Origin of the sequence: Nocardioides sp. AE5 (assembly GCF_031844485.1) — a bacterium.
GTDB lineage: Bacteria > Actinomycetota > Actinomycetes > Propionibacteriales > Nocardioidaceae > Nocardioides.
In genome coordinates this window covers 490424-514491 of the sequence record NZ_JAUZVI010000002.1, presented here as the reverse complement: position 1 = coordinate 514491, position 24068 = coordinate 490424, and the positions used below count along the sequence as shown (strand labels likewise).

Annotated in this window: 25 protein-coding genes; 7 read left to right on the top strand and 18 right to left on the bottom strand. The window is 69.4% G+C overall.

Features of this window, described 5'->3' with window-relative positions; translation table 11 throughout:
• Positions 1 to 8 precede the first annotated feature (8 nt).
• Positions 9 to 899, top strand: a complete 891-nt coding sequence (locus Q9R27_RS05600; protein ID WP_311251353.1) for an SDR family oxidoreductase — start codon at positions 9 to 11, stop codon at positions 897 to 899.
• Entirely contained in the window at positions 896 to 1489 is a 594-nt protein-coding gene (locus tag Q9R27_RS05595) for a carboxymuconolactone decarboxylase family protein (RefSeq protein ID WP_311251352.1), read from the top strand. The genes Q9R27_RS05600 and Q9R27_RS05595 overlap by 4 nt, the downstream gene beginning before the upstream one ends.
• Positions 1490 to 1772: 283 nt before the next feature.
• On the opposite strand, the gene Q9R27_RS05590 is transcribed toward Q9R27_RS05595, so the two are convergent.
• From Q9R27_RS05590 to Q9R27_RS05550, 9 genes are all read right to left on the bottom strand, one after another.
• Positions 1773 to 2882 (bottom strand): MlaD family protein, encoded by a 1110-nt coding sequence (locus tag Q9R27_RS05590; RefSeq protein WP_311251351.1) that lies wholly within the window; start codon positions 2880 to 2882, stop codon positions 1773 to 1775.
• Positions 2882 to 3874 carry an MlaD family protein gene (locus Q9R27_RS05585; RefSeq protein ID WP_311251350.1) on the bottom strand — a complete coding sequence of 331 codons (993 nt, stop codon included), beginning with the start codon at positions 3872 to 3874 and terminating at the stop codon, positions 2882 to 2884. Before Q9R27_RS05585 ends, Q9R27_RS05590 begins: the two co-directional genes overlap by 1 nt.
• Positions 3871 to 4953, bottom strand: coding sequence for an MCE family protein (locus Q9R27_RS05580; RefSeq protein ID WP_311251349.1), 1083 nt, complete (start codon positions 4951 to 4953; stop codon positions 3871 to 3873). The genes Q9R27_RS05585 and Q9R27_RS05580 overlap by 4 nt, the downstream gene beginning before the upstream one ends.
• Complete coding sequence (locus Q9R27_RS05575; protein WP_311251348.1) at positions 4953 to 5927, bottom strand: MCE family protein; 975 nt, start codon at positions 5925 to 5927, stop codon at positions 4953 to 4955. The genes Q9R27_RS05580 and Q9R27_RS05575 overlap by 1 nt, the downstream gene beginning before the upstream one ends.
• Positions 5924 to 6943 carry an MlaD family protein gene (locus Q9R27_RS05570; RefSeq protein WP_311251347.1) on the bottom strand — a complete coding sequence of 340 codons (1020 nt, stop codon included), beginning with the start codon at positions 6941 to 6943 and terminating at the stop codon, positions 5924 to 5926. The genes Q9R27_RS05575 and Q9R27_RS05570 overlap by 4 nt, the downstream gene beginning before the upstream one ends.
• Positions 6943 to 7968, bottom strand: coding sequence for an MCE family protein (locus Q9R27_RS05565; protein ID WP_311251346.1), 1026 nt, complete (start codon positions 7966 to 7968; stop codon positions 6943 to 6945). Before Q9R27_RS05565 ends, Q9R27_RS05570 begins: the two co-directional genes overlap by 1 nt.
• Positions 7968 to 8786 carry an ABC transporter permease gene (locus Q9R27_RS05560; RefSeq protein ID WP_311251345.1) on the bottom strand — a complete coding sequence of 273 codons (819 nt, stop codon included), beginning with the start codon at positions 8784 to 8786 and terminating at the stop codon, positions 7968 to 7970. Before Q9R27_RS05560 ends, Q9R27_RS05565 begins: the two co-directional genes overlap by 1 nt.
• A gap of 11 nt (positions 8787 to 8797) precedes the next feature.
• A complete protein-coding gene (locus Q9R27_RS05555; RefSeq protein WP_311251344.1) occupies positions 8798 to 9643 on the bottom strand; it encodes an ABC transporter permease in 846 nt (281 codons plus the stop codon).
• Between the two features lie 124 nt (positions 9644 to 9767).
• A complete protein-coding gene (locus Q9R27_RS05550; protein ID WP_311251343.1) occupies positions 9768 to 10688 on the bottom strand; it encodes a DNA-3-methyladenine glycosylase 2 family protein in 921 nt (306 codons plus the stop codon).
• Positions 10689 to 10773: 85 nt separating this feature from the next.
• On the opposite strand from Q9R27_RS05550, the gene Q9R27_RS05545 reads away from it, so the two are divergent.
• A complete protein-coding gene (locus Q9R27_RS05545) occupies positions 10774 to 11472 on the top strand; it encodes a TetR/AcrR family transcriptional regulator (RefSeq protein WP_311251342.1) in 699 nt (232 codons plus the stop codon).
• A gap of 43 nt (positions 11473 to 11515) precedes the next feature.
• On the opposite strand, the gene Q9R27_RS05540 is transcribed toward Q9R27_RS05545, so the two are convergent.
• On the bottom strand, positions 11516 to 12799 hold the full coding sequence (locus tag Q9R27_RS05540) for an acetyl-CoA C-acetyltransferase (protein ID WP_311251341.1): 1284 nt from the start codon (positions 12797 to 12799) through the stop codon (positions 11516 to 11518).
• A gap of 179 nt (positions 12800 to 12978) precedes the next feature.
• Here Q9R27_RS05540 and Q9R27_RS05535 point away from each other — a divergent pair, with 179 nt between their 5' ends.
• Positions 12979 to 14307: a 3-oxoacyl-ACP reductase gene (locus Q9R27_RS05535; RefSeq protein ID WP_311251340.1), complete on the top strand. Its 1329-nt coding sequence runs from the start codon at positions 12979 to 12981 to the stop codon at positions 14305 to 14307.
• Between the two features lies 1 nt (position 14308).
• Complete coding sequence (locus Q9R27_RS05530; protein WP_311251398.1) at positions 14309 to 15199, top strand: MaoC/PaaZ C-terminal domain-containing protein; 891 nt, start codon at positions 14309 to 14311, stop codon at positions 15197 to 15199.
• Positions 15200 to 15271: 72 nt separating this feature from the next.
• Here the strand turns inward: Q9R27_RS05530 and Q9R27_RS05525 are convergent, their stop codons facing one another.
• The 8 genes from Q9R27_RS05525 to Q9R27_RS05490 form a co-directional block, all read right to left on the bottom strand.
• Positions 15272 to 16141, bottom strand: coding sequence for an acyl-CoA thioesterase II (locus Q9R27_RS05525; RefSeq protein ID WP_311251339.1), 870 nt, complete (start codon positions 16139 to 16141; stop codon positions 15272 to 15274).
• 22 nt (positions 16142 to 16163) lie between these two features.
• Complete coding sequence (locus Q9R27_RS05520; protein ID WP_311251338.1) at positions 16164 to 17102, bottom strand: PAC2 family protein; 939 nt, start codon at positions 17100 to 17102, stop codon at positions 16164 to 16166.
• Between the two features lie 16 nt (positions 17103 to 17118).
• Positions 17119 to 18357 (bottom strand): hypothetical protein, encoded by a 1239-nt coding sequence (locus Q9R27_RS05515; RefSeq protein WP_311251337.1) that lies wholly within the window; start codon positions 18355 to 18357, stop codon positions 17119 to 17121.
• Positions 18358 to 18421: 64 nt separating this feature from the next.
• The gene (gene dxs, locus Q9R27_RS05510) at positions 18422 to 20326 is read right to left on the bottom strand and encodes a 1-deoxy-D-xylulose-5-phosphate synthase (protein ID WP_311251336.1); all 1905 of its coding nucleotides are present in this window, start codon (positions 20324 to 20326) and stop codon (positions 18422 to 18424) included.
• 73 nt (positions 20327 to 20399) lie between these two features.
• Positions 20400 to 21323: an SMP-30/gluconolactonase/LRE family protein gene (locus tag Q9R27_RS05505; protein ID WP_311251335.1), complete on the bottom strand. Its 924-nt coding sequence runs from the start codon at positions 21321 to 21323 to the stop codon at positions 20400 to 20402.
• A 2-nt stretch (positions 21324 to 21325) separates the two neighbouring features.
• Complete coding sequence (locus tag Q9R27_RS05500; protein ID WP_311251334.1) at positions 21326 to 21775, bottom strand: NUDIX domain-containing protein; 450 nt, start codon at positions 21773 to 21775, stop codon at positions 21326 to 21328.
• Positions 21776 to 21789: 14 nt separating this feature from the next.
• On the bottom strand, positions 21790 to 22419 hold the full coding sequence (locus Q9R27_RS05495) for a DUF3105 domain-containing protein (RefSeq protein WP_311251333.1): 630 nt from the start codon (positions 22417 to 22419) through the stop codon (positions 21790 to 21792).
• Positions 22420 to 22424: 5 nt separating this feature from the next.
• A complete protein-coding gene (locus tag Q9R27_RS05490) occupies positions 22425 to 22733 on the bottom strand; it encodes a thiamine-binding protein (RefSeq protein WP_311251332.1) in 309 nt (102 codons plus the stop codon).
• A gap of 158 nt (positions 22734 to 22891) precedes the next feature.
• On the opposite strand from Q9R27_RS05490, the gene Q9R27_RS05485 reads away from it, so the two are divergent.
• Both Q9R27_RS05485 and Q9R27_RS05480 read left to right on the top strand, forming a co-directional pair.
• Entirely contained in the window at positions 22892 to 23116 is a 225-nt protein-coding gene (locus tag Q9R27_RS05485) for a hypothetical protein (protein WP_311251331.1), read from the top strand.
• Complete coding sequence (locus tag Q9R27_RS05480; RefSeq protein ID WP_311251330.1) at positions 23113 to 24057, top strand: hypothetical protein; 945 nt, start codon at positions 23113 to 23115, stop codon at positions 24055 to 24057. Before Q9R27_RS05485 ends, Q9R27_RS05480 begins: the two co-directional genes overlap by 4 nt.
• Positions 24058 to 24068 lie beyond the last annotated feature (11 nt).

Sequence of the window (24068 nt, the reverse complement as noted above, 5' to 3'; positions counted from 1 at the left end):
GGAGAAGCATGTTCCGCAAGCGGATGCGTGACCTGTCCGGCAAGCAGATCTTCATCACCGGAGCCGCCAGCGGCATCGGGCGGGCCACGGCCGAACTGGCAGCCCGGGAGGGCGCCATCGTGCACCTGACCGACCGCAATGCCGAGCCGCTGGCCGAGACCGTCGAGCGGATCCGCTCCTTCGGCGGCACCGTCGGCCTGGCCGAGGCGGTCGACGTCAGCGACTACGAGGCGGTCCGCGCCCTGGCTGCGCGGTTGACCGCCGAGCACGGCGCGATGGACGCGGTGATGAACATCGCTGGCATCTCCTCGTGGGGCACCGTGCAGTCGCTGACCCACCAGCACTGGCAGCGCCTGGTCGACGTGAACCTGATGGGTCCGATCCACGTGATCGAGGCGCTGGTGCCGCCGATGATGGAGTCGGGCCGCGGTGGTCACCTGGTCAACGTCTCCTCGGCCGCCGGGATCATCGGGATGCCGTGGCATGCGGCGTACTCGGCGAGCAAGTTCGGCCTGCGCGGCGTCTCCGAGGTGCTCCGCTTCGACCTGCGTCGCCACAAGATCGGGGTGAGCCTGGTCTGCCCCGGCGGCGTCGACACCGGCCTGACCGACACCATCGACATTGCCGGCATCGACAAGGCGACGCCCGCCTTCACCCGCGCCCACGCCCACTTCAAGAAGCGGGCGGTCACGCCCGACCAGGCGGCGGCATCGATCATCGCCGGGATGAAGAAGAACAAGTACTGGGTCTACACCTCCAACGACATCCGGCTGATCCACTTCCTCCAGCGCCACTTCTCCCCGGCGTACGTGCTGGCGATGCGGGTGATGAACTTCGGTGCCAACAAGGCGCTGCCCGACGTGGCGCGGGCCCGGCGGCCCGAGGAGTCCGTCCGGTGACCGCGGCCGACTCCGGTCCGGAGCACGTCGCCCAGGACCCACGCCTGGCGCCGGGGCGGTTGCGTGAGGTCGGTCCGTTCGTCTGGGGCTTCTCCCGGCTCGCCGGCCGCGTCTCGGGCACCGAGCCGCCGGCGATCTTCCTGACCCTGGGCCGCAACCGGCGGCTCTTCTGGGGCTGGCTCCACTTCGCCGGTCGGCTGATGCCCGGCGGTCGCCTGAAGCGGCGCGAGACCGAGCTGGTCATCCTCCGGGTCGCAGCGACGTCAGGATCGGCGTACGAGTGGCGCCAGCACGCCGGGCTCGGTCAGAAGGCCGGCCTGACCCCCGCCCAGATCGACGCCGTCGGTCGCATCGGCGACGACGAGGCCGCTGGCCACCCGTGGACGGCGCGGGACCGGATGCTGCTCACCGTCACCGACGAACTTCTCGCCACCGGCGACCTCAGCGACGCCACCTGGGAACTGATGGCGGCCCACCTCGACGAGCGCACCCGGATCGAACTGCTGATGCTGGTGGGCCACTACCGGATGCTCGCCACCACCCTCCAGGCGCTGCGCGTCCAGCCGGATGCCGGGCGCCCGAAGAAGTAGCGCCACTCCCCCAGCGGTCCTATGCGCCATGCGCGCGGCTTGCTGTGTCGTCTGCTGTCACCAGGTGACTGCAGATGACATCGCTGATCAGTTCGCCGCGGTCACAGACGTGAGAGGGCAACGCGGATGGTGCTAAACCATGTGGACCACGTGGTCCACATGGTTTAGCACCACTCGCATGGGTACTCGGGCGGGCATACACGCCACGAGCACGAGTTGTCGTGTCGTCTGCTGGCACTGGGTGACGGCAGACGACATCGCAACGACTGTCAGCGGCGCCCGGTCACTGGGTGAGCGCCGGCGGCGCGTGGTTGGCCCCACGCCACGGGAAATCCCCGCCACAGCGGCCGTCGAGCAGCAGCTTGCGCTCGGACCGCCCGCTCATCGGGTTGGTCCGCTGGTCGCGCGGCACGTATTCACAGGTGCGCTGGCCGTTCAGGTTGGCCGTCACGTTCATGTAGCCGTTGTACATGACGCTGGAGAAGCGCCCGAACCCGTACGGCGTCATCGCCAGGGTTGCCTGCAGGTGCGGTCCGCGCAGAGCCAGGAACTGCGAGAGCGGGTTGACCTTGGCCAGCAGGCCCGGCAGGCGGCGGTCCATGCCGTCGAGCAGCACCATCACGGCGCTCAGGTCGGCGGGCATCGTGGAGAGAACGTTGCGCACCTGCGGGTCCCAGGCGATGTACCAGGTGCCGACCTGGGCCGCGGAAGCCGCGAACGACACCAGGGTGTCGCGGTTGTCGGCGAAGATCTCCAGGCTGGTCTTGCCCTGGTTGAGCACGTTCTCGAACTCGGGCCAGTTGGTGTCGAGGGTTTCCAGCAGCACCTCGGTGTTGGCCAGCAGGGCACGCAGGTCGTCGCTGCTGCCGTCGAAGGCGGTGTTGATCTCACGGAGCACGGTCTTGACCTTCTCCGGGTCGACCTGGCGCATCACCCGCTGCAGGCCGGTGACCATCTTCGCCAGCGAGATCGGCAGGTCCTTGGCCTCGGCGGAGACGGTGTCGCCGTCCTTGAGGAACGGCCCCTCGGCGGTCCGTGGCCGGAAGTCGATGTACTGCTCCCCCACGGGTGAGAGCGATCGCACCTTGGCCTCGACGTCGGTGGGGATCTGGGCGCCGGCCTTCAGCTTGACGGTGGCGCGCACCCCGTTCTCGTCCAGGTCGATCTTGGTGACCTCGCCGACGTTCACTCCACGATAGGTGGCCGCGGATCCCTCGAAGAGTCCACCGGTGAACGGCATGGTGACGGTGACCTCGGCCCGCTCCTGCCCGATCGGCGAGCGGAGCACCCAGGCGAAGAGGAGCATCAGGCAGAGCACCAGGACCAGGGCCAGGATGGCGGCACCGGTGACCAGCTTGCCCAGCGATGCGGACGCAGCCTTCTTGTTCTTCATCAGTTGCCACCTCCTGCAGCGGTCAGGGCGGTCGGCAACCCGAAGTCACCGGCGAGGCGCATCACCAGGAGCAGGTTGAGGTATTCGGTGGGCACCGCGGCATCGATCTGCCCGGCCAGCTTCGCGGCTTCGATGACCATCGTCTTCCCCTTGCCCTTGCTGGCCTGCAGGGTCTCCAGGATCGGGCCGAGTTCGGCCAGCGTGGCGCGGAAGTCCTCGCGGGTGGCCTTGACCAGCCCGTCGACCGACGCGGTGGTCCCCTGCAGGTTGGCCAGCAGCGCAGTGATGTCGTCCTTGTTGCGTCGGACCACGCCGGCGACCGGTGCAGCGATGTCGAGGGCCTCGTTGATCTGCTCCTCGCGCTGATTCAGCATCGTGGAGACCTCGGCCAGTGCGGTCAGGAACGCGTCCAGGTCACCGGTGCTGTCGTTGAGGGTGGCGAGCAGGGTGTCCGCGCCGTGCAGGAAGTCCTTGATGGTGTCGGTGCGACCCTCCATCGAGGTGTTCACCTCGGTGATGATCGTCTTGATCTGGCTCAGGCTGCCGCCGTTGATCAGCAGCGAGGCCGCCGCCAGGCCGTCCTCGACCGTGGGGGCGACCCGGGTCATGTCGTCGTTGACGACGGTGCCGGGCTCCATGGTGGTGACACTCTCGCCGCGGATCACTTCCACGAAGAGTTCGCCCAGGGCCGTGGTGGGGCGGAGCCGGAAGATGGTGTCCTGCGGCAGCGGCGTACGTCCGTCCATGTCGAGGACAATCTTGGCCTTGAAGTTCTCCGTCTCCACCGAGTTGACCCGACCGACGGTCGCGCCGTCGATCTTGACCGCGGCGCCGTTGGCGAGGTTCAGCGCGTCCGGGAACATCACGGTGACCTGGTAGGGGTCCTTGACCCCGGTCGAGACCGGGATGTTCTCGGCGTTCAGCACCGAGCAACTCGCGCCGAAGAGGCCGAGCGCGACGGTGAGCACGATGGCAGGGAGCCGGCGGGTCATGGGCGGCCTCCCAGGCCGAGGATCGCGTCCAGGATCGCGCCGAGGTCCGGAGCGGTGCCGAGTGCGTCGCAGAGCCCGTTGAGGCTCTCACACAGGTCGAGCAGCAGGTCGGAGCCGGGCAGCAGCATGGTGGGCGGCATCTTGACGTCCAGGCGCTGGTTGTCGTTGATCGCCCGGCCCAGGTTCTCCATCGCCACCGGCATCACCCGCAGGAACTCGTCCAGCGAGGTGTCGTACTTCATGATCCGGGCGCTGACGTCCTCGATGTTCGTCACGGTCCGGCTCATGTCGTCACGGTGGTTGGTGGTGAAGATCCCCAGCAGCCGGATCGTCTCCGCGAGGCTCTCCACCGATGCCTCGAGGTTGGTCCGCTCGTCACGGACCAGTTCGGTGGTCTTGGTGATGTTGCTGATGAACTCGCGGGTGAGCGCATCGTTCTTGGCGATCGCAGCGGTCAGCGTGTCCAGGTTCTTCAGGGTGGTCTCGAACTCGTCGCTGTTGTCAGCAAACGCGCTGGTCCCGGCCACCAGGTTGGCGATCGTGTCGCGGACCACCTGGCCGTTGCCGTCGAACGTCTCGGCCGTGGCGTCGAGGAGTTCACGCAGCTTCTCGCCGTCCTCGCCGACTCCGTTGAGGCCCTCGGAGAGGGTGTCGATGGCAGCGAGCACTTCGTCCCACTCCACCGGGGTGCGGGTCTTGCCCGGCTCGATGGTGTCGCCGTCCTGCATCGTCGGTCCACCGTTGTAGACGGGGGTGAGCTCGACATAGCGGTCGGTGGCCATCGACCGGGAGACCACGACGGCGCCGGCGTCGGCGGGGATCTTCACGTCGGCATCGACCTGCAGGGTGATCCGGACCCGGTCGCCGACCGGTTCGATCGCGGTCACCTTGCCCACGGAGACGCCGAGCACGCCGACGTCGTTGCCGAGGAAGAGGCCCGAGCTGTCCTCGAGTTCCACGGTCAGTTCGATCGTGTCGCCGCCGACCAGGGAGCAGCTGCTCAACCCGAGGGTGAGCATCATCGTCGCGAACGCTGCCGCCAGCAGCCGGACCAGGGGACGCGCCGTCATGGTAGCCATCAGCACCGGCCCTCCAGCTTGCAGCGGATCCCGTCGGGGGTCGCCTCGGGCATGTACTGGTCGAGCCAGGTCCCGGCACCGGTCGCGTTGGCGAAGTAGCGGGCCGTCGGACCCATCTGCTTCGCGATCGCGGAGAGCTGCTCGTGGTTCCGGGTCATCAGTTCGATGGTCGCGTTGAGGTTGTCGATCATCGGGCCGACGTCCTTGCGGTTCTCGGTCATCAGCGTGGTCAACTCCTCCATCACCGACTTGAGGTCGACGAGCAGGTTGTGGATCGCATCGCGGCGGCTCAGCACGTCCGTCATCAGGATGTTCGCCTGCTCCATCAGCACGGTGATGTCGTCGGAGTTGTTGACCAGTTGCTCGCTGAAGGTGCTGGTCGACTGCAGCAGCGTGCTGAGGTCCTCGGAGCGCTTGGCGAACATCTCCGACACATCCGAGATGCCCTTGAGCGCTGGCAGGAACTCCTCGCGCGACTGGTCCATGGTCTGGGCGATGATCTCCAGCGACTCGCTGATCAGGTCGATGTCCAGGTCCTTGGAGAGGTCCCCGGTCTCGTTGATCACGTCCTGCAGGTTGAACGGCACCCGGGTCTGGGCCAGCGGCACCATCTGGTTGCTGAGCTCGCCGGTGCCCTGCGGCCGGACCAGGAGGAAGTGGGTGCCCAGCAGGGTCGCCACCTTGACCTCGACGGTGGTGTCCTTGCCGAGGTCGATGTCGTTGGAGACGGTGAACTCGATGCGGACCTTGGTGCCGTCCAGCTCGATGGAGCGCACCTCGCCGACACCGACGCCAGCCACCTGGACCTCTTCGCCGACCCGCAGCCCGGCGGTGTGCTCCAGTTCGGCGGTATAGGTGGTGACACCGAACGGGAAGACGGTCAGCGCCAGCACGAGCGCAGCCAGGACGGCCAGTACGCCGGCACCCATCAGGCCGATCCGGCGATAGCCGCGGGGAGTCTTGTCGAACTTCACTGGCACGCCTCCGAGAACGGGCCCTCGGTGCCGCCGAGGAAGAGCGGCTCATCGCCGATCAACCGGAGGCCGAAGATGCACGGGTAGACCTGCAGGTGGCTGCCGTAGGACTGGGAGCGCACGAAGGCGGAGACCAGTTGCGGCATGGTCTTCAGGGAGTCCTCGATGATCGGCGTGCCGCGCTTGATGGTGGCGCCGAAGGTGCGCAGGGCTTCGATGTCGCGGGCCAGCGAGGGGCGGATCGACTCGATCAGGTCGGTCGAGGAGGCCAGGTTGGCGCTGATCGCGGTCAGCGGCCCGAAGAACGCGTCGCTGCTCTGGTTCAGCTCGGTGACCAGGTCCTTGAGTTCGACCAGGGCGGTGTTGAACTGGTCGTTGCGGCTGGCCAGGTTCTCGATCACCGGGGTGAGGTTCTCCACCACCTGTCCGAAGACCTGGTCCTTGTCGGCCAGGAACGAGGTCAGCTGGGCGGTCTCGTCCAGCAGCGACTCGACACTGCCGGCCTCGCCCTGGAGCACGGCGACGATGTTCTCGGCCAGCTTGTTCATGTCGTCGGGCGAGAGCACATTGAAGAGCGGCTCGAACCCGTTGAGCAGGGCGGTCAGGTCGAAGCCCGGGCTGGTCTGCCCGATCGGGATGTTGGCACCGTCCTTGAGGATCTCGCCGCCCACCGCGCCGGGGGTCAGGGCGAGGTACTTCTGCCCGAGCAGGTTCTGGTAGCGCATCTCCAGTCGCGTGGTGTCGCTGACCTGCTGCTTGGCCTGGACGGTGAACGTCACCTCGGCCAGGTGGTTGTCCTTGACCTTGACGCCCTCCACACGGCCGACCTTGACGCCGGAGATGCGTACGTCGTCGCCGACACGCAGGCCACTGACGTTGGAGAACGTCGCGCTCAGTTTCTTGGTCTTGCCGTCGACCTGGTTGGTCATCGTGTTGTAGAGCGACGCGAAGAGGAGGATCGCGATCAGGCCGAAGAGCCCGAACTTGATGGCGATCGCCTTGACACCCTTCTCCATCAGCAACCCACCCCCCTTAGGCCGCCGTACGTCGGGCAGTCGCCGCGGCCGTATTCGGGCTCGTCGGTGAGGCGCAGGTCGGCGTCGATGCGCATGTAGGGGCCGTAGCTGAACGCGGGCGCTGCCCGGGTGGCCAGCGAGATCACGGCGTCGAAGGTGCGCGGGATGTCACCGCGGGCGGCGTACAGCGCGTTCACGACCCGGGCCAGGTAGGGGACGCCGTACTCGAGTGCCTGCTGGTTCTTGGTGACCACGGTGTCGAGCTTGGTGCTGGTCTGGTCGAGGCTGGTGAGGACCTGGGCGAACTCGGACTCCATGTCGATCATGGTGTGCGACAGGGCAACCAGGCCGTCGAGCGCGGTGAAGAGGTTCGGGGTGATCCGCGACAGCGTGGTCATCACGATGGTGGCCAGGCGGATGTCCTGGCGGATCAGCGGCATCACCGGCTGCACCCGGGCGACCACCCGGTCCGCGGTCTCGATCATCTCGCCGATCTGCTCGCCCTTGCCGTCGAGCGTCGAGGCGAACGTCTCCAGCATGTTGGCCAGCTCGGCCGGGCCGAGCGCGTCGACCAGGGCCAGGGTCTCCTCGAGCAGGTCGCCCAGCTCGACGGTGGTGGCCGACTCGTCCTGCTTGAGGACGGCGTTGCTGGCCAGGGCGCCCTGGGGTGACTCGGGGCGGAGCAGTTCCACGAAGGCGGCACCGAAGATGCTGACCGGGAGCACCCGGACGGTGACGTTGCCGGGCACCTTCTCGGCCCGCTCGGGGTCGAACTCGAGGGCGACCCGGACGCCTTGCTCGGCGGGATCGATCGCGGTGACCTTGCCGACCACGACGCCGTCGAGCTTGACCTCGGCGCCGACCTGCAGCGCGCCGCCGGCGGTGTCCAGGTTGACCGAGCCAGGAAGGGTCTTGTCGAACTTGCCGAACGACTTGGCCAGGATCAGGCCGAGCAGGCACAGGCAGACCACCAGGATGATGGCGCCGCGCGTCGCCGGCGGGACGAGGGTCTTTCCGCGCGCCATCAGCCAGCCACCCTGAATCCCGGGTCCGAACCCCAGAAGACCAGGGTGAGGAGCATGTTGATGATGACGACGGAGACGATGCTGGCCCGGATCGCCCGGCCGGTCGCCTCGCCGACGCCCTGGGGGCCGCTGGAGGCGCGGAAGCCGAACCAGCAGTGGATCAGAGCGACCATCATCGCGAAGATCAGGATCTTGATGATCGAGAAGAGGACGTCCCTGCCGTCGATGAACGAATAGAAGTAGTGCTCATAGGTGCCGCGTGACTGGTTGAAGATCAGCACCACGGATGCCTCGGAGGCGGCGTACGCGCCGAGCAGTCCGATCAGGTAGAGCGGCAGGATCGCGAACATGCAGGCCAGCACCCGGGTCGTGACCAGGTAGCGCATCGGCTCGACGGCCATCACCTCGAGCGCGTCGATCTCCTCCGAGATCCGCATCGAGCCGATCTGGGCGGTGAATCTGCATCCCACCTGCCCACCGAGGGCCAGCGCCGCGACCAGTGGTGCCAGTTCGCGCGTGTTGACGCCTGCCGAGACGAATCCGGTCAGCGGGGCGAGGCCCATGATCTCGAGTCCGTTGAACCCCTCGATGCCCAGCGAGGTGCCGGCCGAGAGGGAGAGCAGCACCATCACGCCGACGGTGCCGCCGCCGACCAGGAGGGCGCCGGTGCCCCAGCTGATGTCGGCCAGTTGCCGCAGCACTTCCTTGTAGTAGCGCTGCAGGGTGTAGCGGGTGCCTGCGAACGCGGTCCACGAGAACCACGCGAAGTCGCCGAATCGGGCCAGTGCGTCCTGGACCCCTGCTGTTGGCTTCGCCATCGCTCCTCCCCCTACGCGATCCTGGCCGGGGCCAACATGACGTAGGCCTGGGTGAGTCCGACGTTGACGACGGCCAGGCAGACCACGCTGATCACCACGGCCTCGTTCACCGCGTCGGCCACACCCTTGGCGCCGCCGCTGGCGGTCAGCCCCTTGTGGCAGGCGACGATGGTGGCGATGAAGCCGAAGATCAGGGCCTTGAAACTGGCCAGGAAGAGGTCGGTGGGCTGGGCGAAGGAGACGAACGCGGCGATGTAGGTGCCGGAACTGACCGCGCCTCCCCCGACGTTGAGGATGTAGCCGGTGGTGATCGAGGTGGCCGCGACGATGATGTTGAGGAAGAAGGCGACCACCAGGGCGGCGAGCACCCGCGGGGCGACGAGTCGCTGGACCGGGTTGATCCCCATCACCTTGAGCGCGTCGACCTCCTCACGGATGGTGCGCGCACCGAGGTCGGAGGTGATCGCGGCACCGACGGCGCCGGCAATCATGATCGAGGTGACCAGGGGTGCGCCCTGGCGCAGTACGCCGATCCCGTTGACCGCACCGGCGAACGACTCGGCACCGATCTGGGCGGCGACACCGCCGACCTGGATCGAGACGATGATGCCGAACGGGATGGCGACCAGGATGGTCGGCAAGACGGAGACGCGGCTCATGAACCAGGCCTGGAGCAGGAACTCCGACCATGAGAAGCGGCGGCGGACGATGTCCGAGAAGGCGGCAACGGTCGCCTCGATGGCCAGCACGATCATCGCGCCGGCGGTCTCGATGCCCTTCTGGATCCGGTTGCCCAGTTCGGCCACGATGCGGACAGGCAGCGACGCTGCGACACCGCCGCGACTCTGCGTACTCATCCGACCCGCTCTCCCAACGGTCTCGCCGGGTCCTCACCCGTCCTGTCCTGCCAACGGCCCATCCGGGATGAGGTTACGGCCGTCGACATGGCTCCGCTATTTGTATCACTACTTGACGCAAACCTCATCCACGTAAATGAGTGCGTGGCGCCATCCGTGGTCCGCGCCGTTCCCGGTGCGGACCGCTCATCGCGACCAGCGCCTGGACCCGAAAGCGGTGCCCGGCCCACGGTTGGAGCAACTCCGCAAGCCCCGCGTCATCCACCGGCTCCCCGGTCAATGCCAGGCCCACCTGGCCCGCGACGTGGTAGTCACCGAAGCTGACCGCATCCGGGTCACCGTGGCTGCGCTGGCGCACCTCGGCACTGGTCCAGACCCCGATCCCCGGCAGGGAGCGCAGGCGCCGGTCGGCCTCGTCCGTCTCGCAGGTGCCGATCCGTTCCACGGCCGCGGCCCGTTGCGCGGCAGCGACCAGGGTGCGGGAACGGGCCGGGTCGATCCGCCAGGCCAGCCATTCCCAGGACGGGATCGCTGCGATGGTGGCCGGCGCGGGCTGGACCCACAGGTCCGGATGCGGGCCCGGCGCACGCTCGCCACGCGCCCGGACCAGGCGTCGGAAGCCGAGGAACGCCTCCTGGCCGGTCACCTTCTGCTCGATGATCGAGGGCACGAGCGCCTCCCAGACCAGACTGGTCCGCCCGATCCGCCAGTGCGGGTGGCGCCGTCGTGCCTCGCGGAGCACCGGGTGGTCCGCCTCGAAGCCGGACCAGTCGTCGTCGGCACCGAGCATCTGCGGCAGGCGTTCCAGGACCCACTCCGCGCCGGGCCCCCATGCGGTGGCGTGGATGCTCGCCTCGGCGGGGCGCGCGGCCACCCGCAGGGCGACCGGGCCCTGCGGCGTACGGATGCCGCGCCAGTGGGCGCCGTCGTCGCCGATCCGGTACGTCGGATCGCCGGTCCCCCGGCGGCTCGCGGCGAGCACCTGGCCTGCCGGGCACGGCCACGCCGGGCGCCACGTACGTTCCCGGACGCCTGGCTCACTCACCTGCTCACCGTATCCCGCAGGGTCGGCGTGACAGGTGTCAACGCGGTGTGCAACACGTTGTTACACCTTGGCTAGGATGCACGCCATGACCACCACGAAACCCGGTGACGGCCGACGGACCGCGGCAGCGACCCGCCGGCGCAAGCGCGAGGCGGAGATCCTGGCGGCCACCCGGAAGCTCTTCGACGAGCGCGGGGTGCGCGACGTACAGATTGACGAGATTGCCCGGTCCGTGGGCACCAACCGCGCGATCCTCTACCGCCACTTCTCCGGCAAGGAGGAACTCTTCGCGCTCACCCTGGTCGGTTACCTGGACGAGCTGCGCGAGGCGATGGAGACGGTGGCCGAGCGGGACCAGGGCCCGCTTGACCAACTGGGTGACCTGGTTGCTGCCTTCGTGGACTTCGGCATCCAGCACCCGGCATTCGTGGACTGTGCCCAGACGCTGATGCGCCGCCCGGGCCCGGAGCTGCTCGACGAGATCTCGGAGTCGGCGCTGTTCCGGCTGGGCCGCGGCATCGCCGGCTGCCTGTCACTGCTGGGCTCCACCCTGGATGACGGGGTGGCCAGCGGCGACTTCGAGGTCGCCGACACCAATCTGCTGGCCAACTACATGTACGCCAGCGGCCTGGGTGCTCTTCAGCTCGCGCGGGTCGGCATGGTGGTGAAGGAGCTGGCGCCAGGCGTGCCGACGATTGCGCCGCTCTCGGTGGACCAGGTGCGGCAGTACCTGATCGACACCAGCATTGCCCTGGCACGCGGAAGCCGGCCCCCCGCGGACTGATCCAGTCCGCCGGAGGCCGGCCTCGGGGTGCTTCAGGTGTCGATCAGGGGCGCTCGAGGATGGCCACGACGCCCTGGCCACCAGCGGCGCAGATCGAGATCAGGCCGCGGCCGCTGCCCTTCTGGGCCAGCAGCTTGGCCAGCACCGGGACGATCCGGCCACCGGTGGCGGCGAACGGGTGCGCCGCTGCCAGCGAGGAGCCGTTGACGTTCAGCTTGCTGCGGTCGATGGCACCCATCGGCTTGTCGCGACCGAGGCGCTCCTTGCAGAACACCGGGTCCTCCCACGCCTTGAGGGTGGAGAGCACCTGGGCGGCGAACGCCTCGTGGATCTCGTAGTAGTCGAAGTCCTGCAGGGTCAGGCCCTCGCGCTCGAGCATGTCGGAGACGGCGTACGTCGGGGCCATCAGCAGGCCCTCGTCACCGCCGACGTAGTCGACGGCCGCGGTCTCGTAGGCGGTCAGGTAGGCCAGCACCGGCAGGTCGCGCTCGGCGGCCCACTCCTCGGAGGCGAGCAGGACGGCGGAGGCGCCGTCGCTGAGCGGGGTCGAGTTGCCGGCGGTCATCGTGGCGGCCTCGCCCTTGCCGAAGACCGGCTTGAGCTTGGCGAGCTTCTCCACGGTGGAGTCGGGGCGCAGGTGGTTGTCGCGCTCCACGCCGCGGAACGGGGTGACCAGGTCGTCCATGAACCCCTCGTCCCAGGCGCGGGCGAGGTTCTGGTGCGAGGCGGCGGCGAGCTCGTCCTGCGCCTCGCGGGTGATGCCCCACTCCAGTGCGGTGATCGCCTGGTGGTCACCCATCGACAGGCCGGTGCGCGGCTCGATGTTGGCCGGCGGCAGGATGCCGATGTCGCCGGGGCGGATGTCGAGCAGCTTGCGGATCTTGTCCTTGGTCTCGCGCTGCTGGTTGACCTTGATCAGCTTCTTGCGCAGCTTCTCGCTGATCGCGATCGGGGCGTCCGAGGTGGTGTCCGAGCCACCGGCGATGGCGGCGTCGATCTGGCCCAGGGCGATCAGGTTGCCCACCGTGATGATGGCCTGCAGGCCGGTGCCGCAGGCGATCTGCATGTCGACCGCGGGGGTGCGGGCGCTCAGCTTCGAGCCGAGGACCACCTCGCGGACCAGGTTGAAGTCGCGCGAGTGCTTGATGACCGCGCCGCCGGCGACCATGCCGAGCTGCTCGCCCTCGAGCCCGAAGCGCTCGACGAGCCCGTCGACCGCCGCGGTCAGCATCTCCTGGTTGGACGCCTCGGCATAGACGGTGTTGGAGCGGGCAAAGGGAATCCGGTTGCCACCGATGATGGCTACGCGACGGGTCTGGGCCTGCATGCGTTTCTCCTGTGTTGGTCGGGTCTGCATATCCTTGCCGCTCATCCGCGCCCAAGGAAAGCAATGAGTTGGAGATCACGAAAAGTGGACTCCGAGTTACACCTGAAGTTACATATCCTTGGATGCGGCCCATGCAGGGCCCCCTGACCCACTGTCGACGCAAGGACTAGAGACCAACCATGAGCGACCGCTACCAGGCCTTCACCAAGTCTCCGATCGGCAAGCTGCTGGTCAAGAACCTCGGACTGCCCGACCCGGTGGCACTGGACCGCTGGACCGAGGGCGCCCCGCTGGTCGACGGCACCGTCGTGGTCGGCGGCGCCGGTCGCCTCGAGCTGGTCACCGCCCTGGACCGCCTCGGCATCGCCAACACCGGCGAGAAGGTCGACGGCCAGAAGTACAAGGGCCTCGTCTTCGACGCCACCTCGTTCACCTCCTCTGCCGACCTGGTCGCGCTGCAGGAGTTCTTCACCCCGCTGCTGCGCAGCCTGGAGAAGTGCTCGCGGATCGTCGTCCTGGGCACCCCGCCCGAGCAGGTCGAGGGCGGCGAGCGGGTCGCCCAGCGCGCCCTCGAGGGCTTCACCCGCTCCCTGGGCAAGGAGCTCGGCCGCGGCAGCACCTCGCAGCTGGTCTACGTCGCCAAGGGCGCCGAGGCAGCCATCGACTCCACCCTCGCCTTCCTGCTCTCCCCCAAGTCGGCGTACGTCTCCGGGCAGGTCGTCCGGATCGGCACCCAGGGCACCAAGAAGGCCGCCGCGGTCAAGGACCTCGCCCGCCCGCTGGCCGGCAAGATCGCCATCGTCACCGGCGCCAGCCGCGGCATCGGCGAGCAGATCGCCCGCGTGCTGCACCGTGACGGCGCCACCGTGCTCGGCATCGACGTCCCGCAGGCCGCCAGCGAGCTGCAGGCCGTGATGAAGGAGCTCAACGGCGACAGCCTGACCCTCGACATCACCCACGCCGACGCGCCGCAGCGGATCGCGCACTATGTGAAGGAGAACCACGGTGGCATCGACATCGTGGTCCACAACGCCGGCATCACCCGCGACAAGAAGCTGGCCAACATGGCCGAGGACCGCTGGTCGTCGGTGATCGCGGTCAACCTCACCGCGCCGGAGCTGATCACCCGCGAGCTCCTCGAGCAGGGTGCGATCAACAAGAACGGCCGGATCATCGGCGTCGCCTCCATCGCGGGCATCGCCGGCAACGTCGGCCAGACCAACTACGCCGCCTCCAAGGCCGGCGTGATCGGCTTCGTCGACTCCCTGGCCGGTGAGCTGAAGGACGGCATCACCATCAACGCCGTGGCGCCGGGCTTCATCATCACCGCGATGACCGCCGCCGTGCCGTTCGCGACCCGCGAGGTCGGCCAGCGCCTCAACGCCATGCAGCAGGGTGGCCTGCCGGTCGACGTGGCCGAGACGATCGCCTGGTATGCCAGCCCCGGCTCGACCGCCGTCAACGGCAACGTCGTGCGGGTCTGCGGCCAGATGATGCTGGGTGCCTGAGATGGGCGCCTCCACCGAGATCCGCACCCTGGACGGGGCCGGCGGCGGGCTGGGCACCATGGTCCGCGCCGCGCTGCCGACCCTGCCCGGCGTGAACCAGCTGCCCGGCGTACGGAAGACGTCGCGCGAGCTGCCCGACCTGGCGTTCCGGCGCGAGGGCGTGCTCGTCGAGCGCGACCACGTCGACGCCTACGCGAAGGTGTGCGGCTTCCCGATCAAGGACACCGCTCCCCTGCCGTACCTGCACATGATCGCCTTCCCGCTGCACATGGCGATCATGACCGACCAGGCGTTCCCGTTCCCCGCGATCGGCACCGTCCACCTGGAGAACCGGATCACCCAGCACCGCCCGGTCGCCATCGGCGAGCGCGTCTCGGCGCAGGCGACCGCGACGAACCTGCGCACCCACAGCAAGGGGCGCGCGTTCGACATGGAGGTCTCCATCACCGCCGAGGACGGTTCGGTGATCTGGGAGTCGACCTCGACCTACCTGCGGGTGGGCAAGGGCGACAAGGAGAACGGCGAGCGCGGCATCGAGCTGGCCCCGGTCGCCTCCGGCGGCGCCACCTGGCGCCTGGCCGGTGACCTGGGCCGTCGCTATGCGGCCGTCTCCGGTGACAGCAACCCGATCCACCTCTACCCGCTCACCGCGAAGGCCTTCGGCTTCCCCCGCCACATCGCCCACGGCATGTGGACCAAGGCCCGGGCGATTGCGGCCATGGAGAACCGGCTGCCCGACTCCGTGGTGGTCGAGGTCGCCTTCAAGAAGCCGATCTTCCTGCCGAGCACCGTCACCTTCGGTGCCACGGCGACCGAGACCGGCCTCGACTTCGCGGTGAACAACCCGAAGTCCGGTGCCCCGCACCTCCTGGGTCGCACCCGCGCGGTCTGACCCACGAACGCTCAATGGTTGTGTCGCGAACGCTCAATCAATGATGCGCGAAAGCTCAATCGTTGATGCGGATCACCGCTGGCGGATGAGGCCCTCCTGGGCCACGGTGGCAACCAGCTCACCTGACTGGGTCCAGACCCGGGCCAGGTTGAGGCCCCGTCCGCCAGCGGCGACCGGCGAGTGCTGGTCGAAGAGCCACCACTCGTCGGCACGGAACGGGCGGTGGAACCAGATCGTGTGGTCCAGCGACGCGACCTGCATGCCCGGCGAGGAGACGAACCGGTCGTGCGGCACCAGGCTGGCCCGGATCAGGGTCATGTCGCTGGCATAGGTGAAGGCAGCCTGCTGGTCGATGCCCGGCTCCCCCAGGTCTCCGTCGACCCGGACCCACAACTGTGCCCGCGCCGGGCGGGTGTCGTCCTCGGCCACCCCGCCGACATGGGAGTCCCCGAGCGAACGTACGTCGAGGGCCGCCCACTCCCGGACCCACTCGTCCGTGCTCCCCGACGTGGTGCGCGAGGCCGCCTTGGCGAAGATCTCCGCCATCGGCACACCCTGCTCCGGCGGCAGCACCTCGGGCATCGTGTCCTGGTGCTCCAGCCCCTCCTCGGGAACCTGGAAGCTGGCCGACATCAGATAGATCGGGCGCCCGTGCTGGCGCGCGACCACCCGGCGGGTGGCGAACGAACGCCCGTCACGCAGCGTCTCGACGTCATAGATGATCGGCACCGCGGTGTCGCCGGGACGCAGGAAGTAGGAGTGCAGCGAATGCGCGGCGAACCCATCCGGCGCGGTGCGGGCAGCCGCGATCAGCGCCTGCGCCGCGACCTGGCCGCCGAAGACCCGCTGCAGCGACGTCTCAGGCTGGCGGCCGCGGAAGAGGTTCTTGTCCAGGTCCTCGATGTCGAGGAGTTCACGCAACTCAGCAGCTGATCTGGGCATCTCCTGGTCCTTCCTGCTCCACTCAACCCTGGTGGTCGCCGAAGCCGCGCGGGTCAGTGCCCTCGGGGCCGTCCAGCCCGGCCAGGAACCGCTCGAACTGGGCGCCCAGTTCCTCACCCGAGGGCAGCGGCGCGTCCTCGGCGAGCAGGCTGCTGCCGGCTTCCTCCGAGCGGGTGAACGCGTCGTACTGCTGCTCCAGGCCACGGACCAGTTCGGCGACCTCGCCGTGCTCGGCGATGTAGTCGTCGATCTCGCGCGCCTTCGCCGCGGTGGCGTCGCGCACCGGGTCCAGGTCGATCTCCAAGCCGGTGGCCGCGGCGAGGTCCTCGAGCAGGCTCAGCGTCGCCATCGGATAGTCGCCCTGGGCGACGTAGTGCGGCACGTGGGCCACGAACCCGGTCATCGGGTGCCCGTGGTCACCGAGGCGGATTTCCAGCAGGGCACTGGCCGAGCTCGGCACCCGGATCTCGCCGACCCACGGGTTCTCCCGGGAGAGCAGGTCCTCGTCGTTGGCGTGCTGGGTCACCGCGAGCGGCCGGGTGTGCGGCGCGGCCATCGGCACCGACGCCAGCGAGACGACCAGTTCCACGTCGAAGCGCTCCACCAGCTCCCGTACGCCGCGGCTGAACGCCTCCCAGCGGGTGTCCGGCTCCGGACCGGTCAGCAGCAGGTACGGCTGGTCGGCGGCGTCGCGGACCAGGCGCACCACCAGGCGCGGTGCGTCGTAGTCCTGGTAGTGGTCGCGGTTGAACGTCACCATCGGGCGGCGCGCGCGGTAGTCGTGGAAGACGTCCACGTCGAAGGTGGCCACGACGCGGCCCGGATCGTGGCGGGTCAGTTCAGCGACGGCCAGGGCCGAGGCGTTGCCCGCGTCGAGGAACCCTTGCAGGGCCACCACCAGCGGCACCGGTTGGCCGGCAGGCAGGTCCGGGACCTCGTCGACGACATGCAGGTGTTCCACCCGTCCATCCTAGGGCTCAGCCGAAGGTGGCCAGGATCCGGGCGCCCGCTCCCTGGGCGAGGGTCCGCTCGTCGATGCCCAGCACCCTGCGGATCACCGCTCCCTGGTCCGCCTCGCTGGTCCCGTCGCCCGCGCGCATCTCGTCGAAGAGGCGCCACAGCGCGGCCTCCCCGAAGGTGGTGGCGATGTATTCGCACACATACCAGGAGACGCCGTAGTTGCCGCTGGAGCCGGCCGCATTGAACGTCGCATCGGCCGGCAGGGCGGTCAGTCCGGCGCGGGCGGCGCTCAGCGCGTCGCGCGAGATCATCCGGTCATGCTCGGGCACCGGGCGCACCGAGACATATTCGGCCAGCCCTTCGGAGAGCCAGATCGGCACCCGGTCATCGCGCGGTCCCATCGCCACGTGGGTCAGTTCGTGACGCAGCAACCGGTCGCGTACGTCGTTGTCGCGGGTCAGCATCCGCGGGTGCAGCATGAACCGGGTGCTGGCCAGCTCAGACGTGCGCGGCCCGGAGCTGACCGGGAACGCCACGCCGTCCAGGGCGTCGGGGTTGCCGCCGGGCAGGTCGTCCAGTTCGCGCAGTACGTCGAGTGAGCTGAGCGCATAGACCACCACGCGCCCGTCCCAGTCGAACGGCAGCACGCGCCGCACCTGGCCCACCCCGTCAGCGATCGAGTCGACCAGGTCGGCCGCGTAGGCGTGGCTCTCCTCATCGAAGATGCCCAGCACGCCACGGCGCTCCTCGACCCGCAGCGGCACCAGGTCCCACGGGTCCGGGTCGATCCCGTTGCGCGTCTCCCAGTCCTCGTCGCGGGTCCCGGAGATCACCAGTACGCCGTCCCGGTTGCGGGTGAAGGTGTAGCGGGCGGGCCGTTCGACGGGGACGGCGTCGTACCCGTCGAGTTGCATCCGCTCATGGACCACCACCTCGGTCACCCCGTCGACGGCGGTGGGCACGGCGTCCTCGGCGATCTCGATGTCATAGAGCGCCAGCGGGAGCTGGACCAGGTTGTCGAAGTACTGCTCTTGGGCGGCCACGAACTCGGGGTCGTCGACCAGCACGGAACGCCACCCGTCGACGTCGCCGGCGAGCAGCGCATCGGTGCGCGCCTGGAGCACCTCCTCCAGCCCCTCGACCAGGTCGGGGGCGGCAGCGGCCGGGGGCGGCAGGGTGACCGGCGGCGCGGTGCCACCGACCGAGCAGCCGGCGAGGCCGAGCAGCATCGCGACCACCGTGGCCAGTGCAGCCACTGCAAGCAGGGTCAGGCTCCCCCGTGCCCTGCTGGTGTGTGTGGCGCTTCCCTCCCGAAGCCGCCTAGGCGCTGTGGTCCGCATCGACCAACGCCCTGCCCTGGTCCAGGGCGGCCAGGTCCTCGACGGTTGCCAGCGCCAGCGCCCGCGGGGTCAGCCCGATCCGTTCCAGGATCGCGGCCCGTTTCGCGTGGTCGAGGAACTCCTGGGGGATGCCGTGCAGCCGCACCGGGGTCGAGACCCGGGCGGCGTTGAGTGCCTGCAGCAGCACCGATCCGCAGCCGCCGACGATGCCGTTGTCCTCGATGCTGAGCACGAGGCGGTGCGCGGCGGCCAGGTCGACGATGGCCGGGTCGACCGGCTTGACCCATCGCGGGTCGACGACGGTGATGCCGATGCCCTGGTCGACCAGGCGCTCGGCGAGTTCGATGGCGGTGGTGCACATGGATCCGACGGCGACGACGAGCACGTCCTGGTCACCGGAGCGGACCAGCACGTCGGCGCCACCGACGCGGTCGACCGGATCCATGTCGTCGGGCGGCGGGCCCTTCGGGAAGCGGACCACGGTGGGGGCGTCGTCGATCTCGACGGCTTCATTGAGCAACTCGACCAGTCGGGTCCGGTCGCGCGGCGCGGCCAGGCGCAACCCGGGCACGACCTGGAGGATCGACATGTCCCACATGCCGTTGTGGCTGGCGCCGTCGTCGCCGGTGACACCGGAGCGGTCCAGCACGAAGGTGACCCCGCACTCGTGGAGCGCGACGTCCATCAGCACCTGGTCGAAGGCGCGGTTGAGGAAGGTGCCATAGAGCGCCACCACCGGGTGCATACCGCCCATCGCGAGCCCGGCCGCGGAGGTGGCGGCGTGCTGCTCGGCGATGCCGACGTCGAAGGTGCGCTCGGGGAACTCCTCGGCGAAGCGGTGCAGCCCGACCGGGTGCATCATCGCGGCGGTGATCGCCACGATGTCTTCGCGCCGCCGCCCGATCTCGACGATCTCGTCGGCGAAGTGGTCGGTCCAGATCGGCGCCTTGGGCTTCTCGATCCCGGTCTGTACGTCGAACGGCCCGGGCGCATGGAACTGGTCGGCCTCGTGCCGCACGGCGGGGTCGTACCCCTGTCCCTTGCGGGTGATCGCGTGCACGATGACGGGGCCGTTGAACCGCTTGGCGTGGGTGAGCGCCTGCTCGACGGCGAGGCGGTCGTGCCCGTCGACGGGTCCGACGTACTTCAGGCCGAGGTCCTCGAAGAGCCCCTGCGGCGCGAGGGCATCCTTGACGCCCTTCTTCATCGCGTGCAGTGCGTCGTACGCCGCGGGGCCGACGCCGGGCACCGCGTTCAGGCGCCGCTTGACCTGGTCGAGGATCTGCTCATAGCGCGGGTTGGTGCGCAGCGAGGTGAGCGCGGTGGCCAGGCCGCCGATGGTCGGGGTGTAGGAGCGCTCGTTGTCGTTGACCACGATGACCAGCCGACTCCGGTCGGCGATGGCGATGTTGTTCAGCGCCTCCCACGCCATCCCGCCGGTCAGCGCGCCGTCGCCGATCACGGCGACCACGTGGCGGTCCTCCCCCTTGATCGCGAACGCCTTGGCCAGGCCGTCGGCGTACGAGAGCGCCGTGGAGGCATGCGAGTTCTCGACCAGGTCGTGCTCGGACTCGGCGCGGCTCGGATAGCCACTGAGGCCGCCCTCGCGGCGCAGCGTGTCGAACCGGTCGGCGCGGCCGGTGACCAGCTTGTGCACATAGGACTGGTGGCCGGTGTCGAAGACGATCTTGTCGCGGGGGCTGTCGAAGACCCGGTGGATGGCCAGGGTGAGTTCGACGACGCCGAGGTTTGGCCCGAGGTGGCCAGTGTTGGTGGCGACGGTCCGGATCAGCAGGTCGCGGATCTCCTCGGCCAGCTCGGCCAGCTGGTCGGGTTCGAGGGCACGCAGGTCACGCGGGGTCGAGATCGACGCCAGGTAGCTCATGCGTGCTTGTCTCCCCACTTCGACGGATTGGCTGTTGATCGAGTCTAGTCCCACCCGGTGACCGGCGCCGACGTCAGGCGTCGATGATGGCGATCGCCGGCTCGTGCAGGCTGCCGAGCCAGACCCGCCCCTCGTGCTCGCGCACCCCGGTGACCATGTGGAAGTCGGGCGTGTCCAGGTCGAGGTCGCGCACCAGCGTGCCGTGCTCGTCGTACGCCTGGGCCCGCACTGTCCGCTTCGGCTTCGGCTGCAGCGCCTCCGGGATCCGGGTGGCGGCGCGGCGCAGCGGCATCGGTGAGCGTTGCAGCCGCTCCACCACCGGGTCGGTCGGCGAGGCGATGCTCACCCAGATCAGTCCGTCGCTGCCGCGGGCGATGTTGTCCGGATAGCCGGGCAGGTCGGCGACCATCACTTCCCGCTCCCCCTCGCGTTCGCCGCTGATCCAGTGGCGGACCAGGGTGCGGGCGCCGGTCTCGGCGACGACCACCCAGGTCTCGTCGGCGCCCAGCGCGACGCCGTTGGCGAACGCCAGTCCGTCCAGCACCACTTCGAGTTCGCCGCAGGCGTCGAGTCGGAGCAGGCGCCCGGTGCGGGTGTGCTGGACCAGGTCGTCCTTCCACTCCTCGATGCCGTAGAGGGTGGAGCTGTCGCTGAACCAGATGTCGCCGTTGGTCGCGACGGCGGCGTTGTTGCAGAACGCGAACGGTACGCCGTCGATCGCGTCGGCCAGCGTGTCGAGGCGTCCGCTGCGCGGGTCGAGGCGCAGCAGGCCGGCGTGGGCGTCGCAGACCAGCAGGGAGCCGTCGTCGAAGAGCTCGATGCCGAGCGGGCGTCCGCCGGTCTCGGCGATCCGGTCGATGCGGCGGCCGTCGTGGCTGATCCGCAGCACCATGCCGTCCTCGGTGCCGGTGTAGACGGCGCCCTCGTCGGGCCCGGAGGTGGCGACGACGACGTCCTCGGCGCCGTGGCCGGGGACCTGGATGACGGTGATGTCCATGGCTACTCCTGATGGGTGTGCAGGCTGGTGAACAAGGCGCGATAGTCGGTGGAGGCGAGGAAGTCCGGCAGTCCTGCCGCGGCGGCCACGGTCAGCGGCAGTTCGGCGACCCGGGCGGGGTCGACGAAGACGATCCGGCGCCCCTCGTAGCAGGTGATGTCGTCGTCGGCCAGGTCGGCTGCGGTGACATAGACGTGGACCAGGTCGTCGGCGGTGCGCCCGGCGTGGCGCACGGACAACTCGCGCCAGGGGTGCAGGTCGCCTGGCTCCAGTCGTACGCCGGTCTCCTCGGCGAACTCGCGCACCGCGGCGGCCAGCGGAGTCTCGCCCGGTTCGACGTGGCCGCCGGGGCAGCCCCAGCACTCGGGGTCGATCTCGGGGAACTCGTCGCGCTCCTGCAGCAGCAACCAGCCGCGCCGGTCGACCATCAGGACACTGGAGAAGCGGCGCATGCCGGCCACCCTACTCACGGGCCCTGGCTGTCCTCGCTCTCGTAGCGGACCACGCCGCCGTGGCAGCTGGCCATCGGCTCGGGCGCGGTCTCGCCGTTGCCGTAGCGCTCGATGAAGGTCGCCAGCCGCGGGTCGTCGGCGCCGACCAGGTCCAGCTGGGTGCCCCACACGGTGACCACGACCGGCGCCCGCAGGCCCGGGTAGGGCGAAAGGATCCCCTCCGTGGGCAGCAGCTCGGCCAGCTTCGAGACCTCGGCGTCGGACAGGTCGGGCTGGTAGGTGATCCACACGGTGCCGTGCTCGAGGGCGTGGACGGCGTTCTCCTCGCGCACCGGTTCGTCGTACACGCCGCATTCGAGCCAGTGCCCGGCGTGCTCGCCGCCGGCCGGTGGGGTCTGGTCATAGGTGACGGTCTCGTCGGGGTCGACGTGCCAGGTCGAGAGGTCGGGGTACTCGCGCAGCGCTCCGAGGTCGTCGCCGTCGATGTCGGCGGCCTCCCTGGCCACCGAGGCGGAGCCGTTGGGCGGGCCCATCTGCGCCTGCCCGGCCGGGTCGTCGCCACCGGCCAGGATCGGAAGCAGCACCGCCGCCGTGACCAGGACGGCGGCAATAGCGAGCACCAGCACCAGGCGCAGGATCCGCATCGCGATCAGTCCTGCGCGTCGAGGTGGGCCTCGAGGCGCGCCAGCTTGGCGTCGAGCTCGCCGGTGAAGCCGGGGCGGATGTCGGCCTTGAGCACCAGCGAGACGCGGCTGCCGAACGCCGCGACCGCGTCGGTGGCGGCGCGGACGACGGCGAAGCACTCGTCCCATTCGCCCTCGATGGTGGTGAACATGGCGTCGGTGCGGTGCGGCAGGCCGGAGGCGCGCACCACCGCGACGGCGGCGGCCACGGCGTCGGAGACCGACCCGTCCTCGCGTCCGGTGCCGCTGGGGGCAACGGAGAAGGCCACCAGCATGGTTCCCCACCTCGTCTGTTCGTTCGTACGCCGCACCCGCGCGGTGCGCGTGCCCTTGCCTCCAATCTATCGAGCGGCGGTGCAGAATCGGCGCAGGCACAACCGTCACGACCGCCGGGTGGTCTCGTTGTGCCCGTGGACATCGAGAAAGGCAAGGCATGGCATCGAAGGAATCGGTCGCCGCATGGCTGGGGGCCGAGGCGCTGGACGGGCTGGACACGTGCAGCACGGCGGAGCTCGACGAACTGTGCGGGTTGCTGCAGGCGGCGATGGAGCGCGAGGACGCCGCAGTGGAGTCCGGACTGGCGGCCACCTTGAAGGCGGTGCCGCGTCCGTTGCGCGGTCGTGCCCGCAAGCTGCTCTTCCCGGGCGGTGAGGGATGAGCACGCTGGCCCACCGCGTCGAGACGATGAAGCTGGCTGCCGCCCTGGGCGTCGCCCCGGAGGCGGTCTCGATGCTGGCCGCGGCGCCGCCGGAGTCGATCCGGGCGCTGCGTACGGCGTACGGCGAGGCGGTCTTCGCCCGGCACGAGAGCCGGTTCCGCCGGATCGCCCAGGTGGCTGCGGCGGTGCCGGCGGCGGTCTCGGGCCGGATCGCGCAACTGGCCCTGCCCCCGGCGCTGGCCGCCCGGGTCGCGGCGGTGATGGACGCGCCGCTGGCGGTGCGCCTGGCCGGGTCCCTCTCGCTGGACTACCTGACCAGCCTGAGCGTCTCGCTGGACCCGCTGCGGGCCGCGCCGATCCTGGACGGGATCGACGACGACACGGTGGTCGCAGTCGGCCAGGGCCTGCTGGCCCGTGGGGAGCACCTGACCCTGGGGCGCTTCGTCTCGGTGATCAAGCCGGACGTGGCCATGCGGGTGGTCGACGGGGCCTCGGGCGCCGACCTGATCCAGGTGGCACTGCTGGCTGAGGACCCGGCGGCGCTGGACGCCCTGATCGAGCGGATCGGTGACGACGTGCTGGTGGCGGCGATCGATGCAGCCCATGCCGACGACGTGTACGCCGATGCGCTCACCCTGGTCAGCCAGGTCTCCGCGGCCAACCGGGACCGGTTGGTGGGGTTGATCGCGCAACTGGATGCGGCCGCGGTGACCGGTTATCTGCGCTCGGTCCATGCCCACGACGCGTGGGCGGTGGTGTTGCCGGGCCTGCTGGTGCTGGACGACGCGGCGCTGGCGCGGATGGTGAACGTGGAGGCCACGCTGGCCGACGGCGTACTGGAGACGATCCTGGCGGTCGCCGCCGAGACGGGCCTGGGCGAGGTCGCCACCCGGTTGCCGGGGTTGCTGGACGAGGAACACCGGGCCGCCCTGGCTGGCTGACGTACGACGAC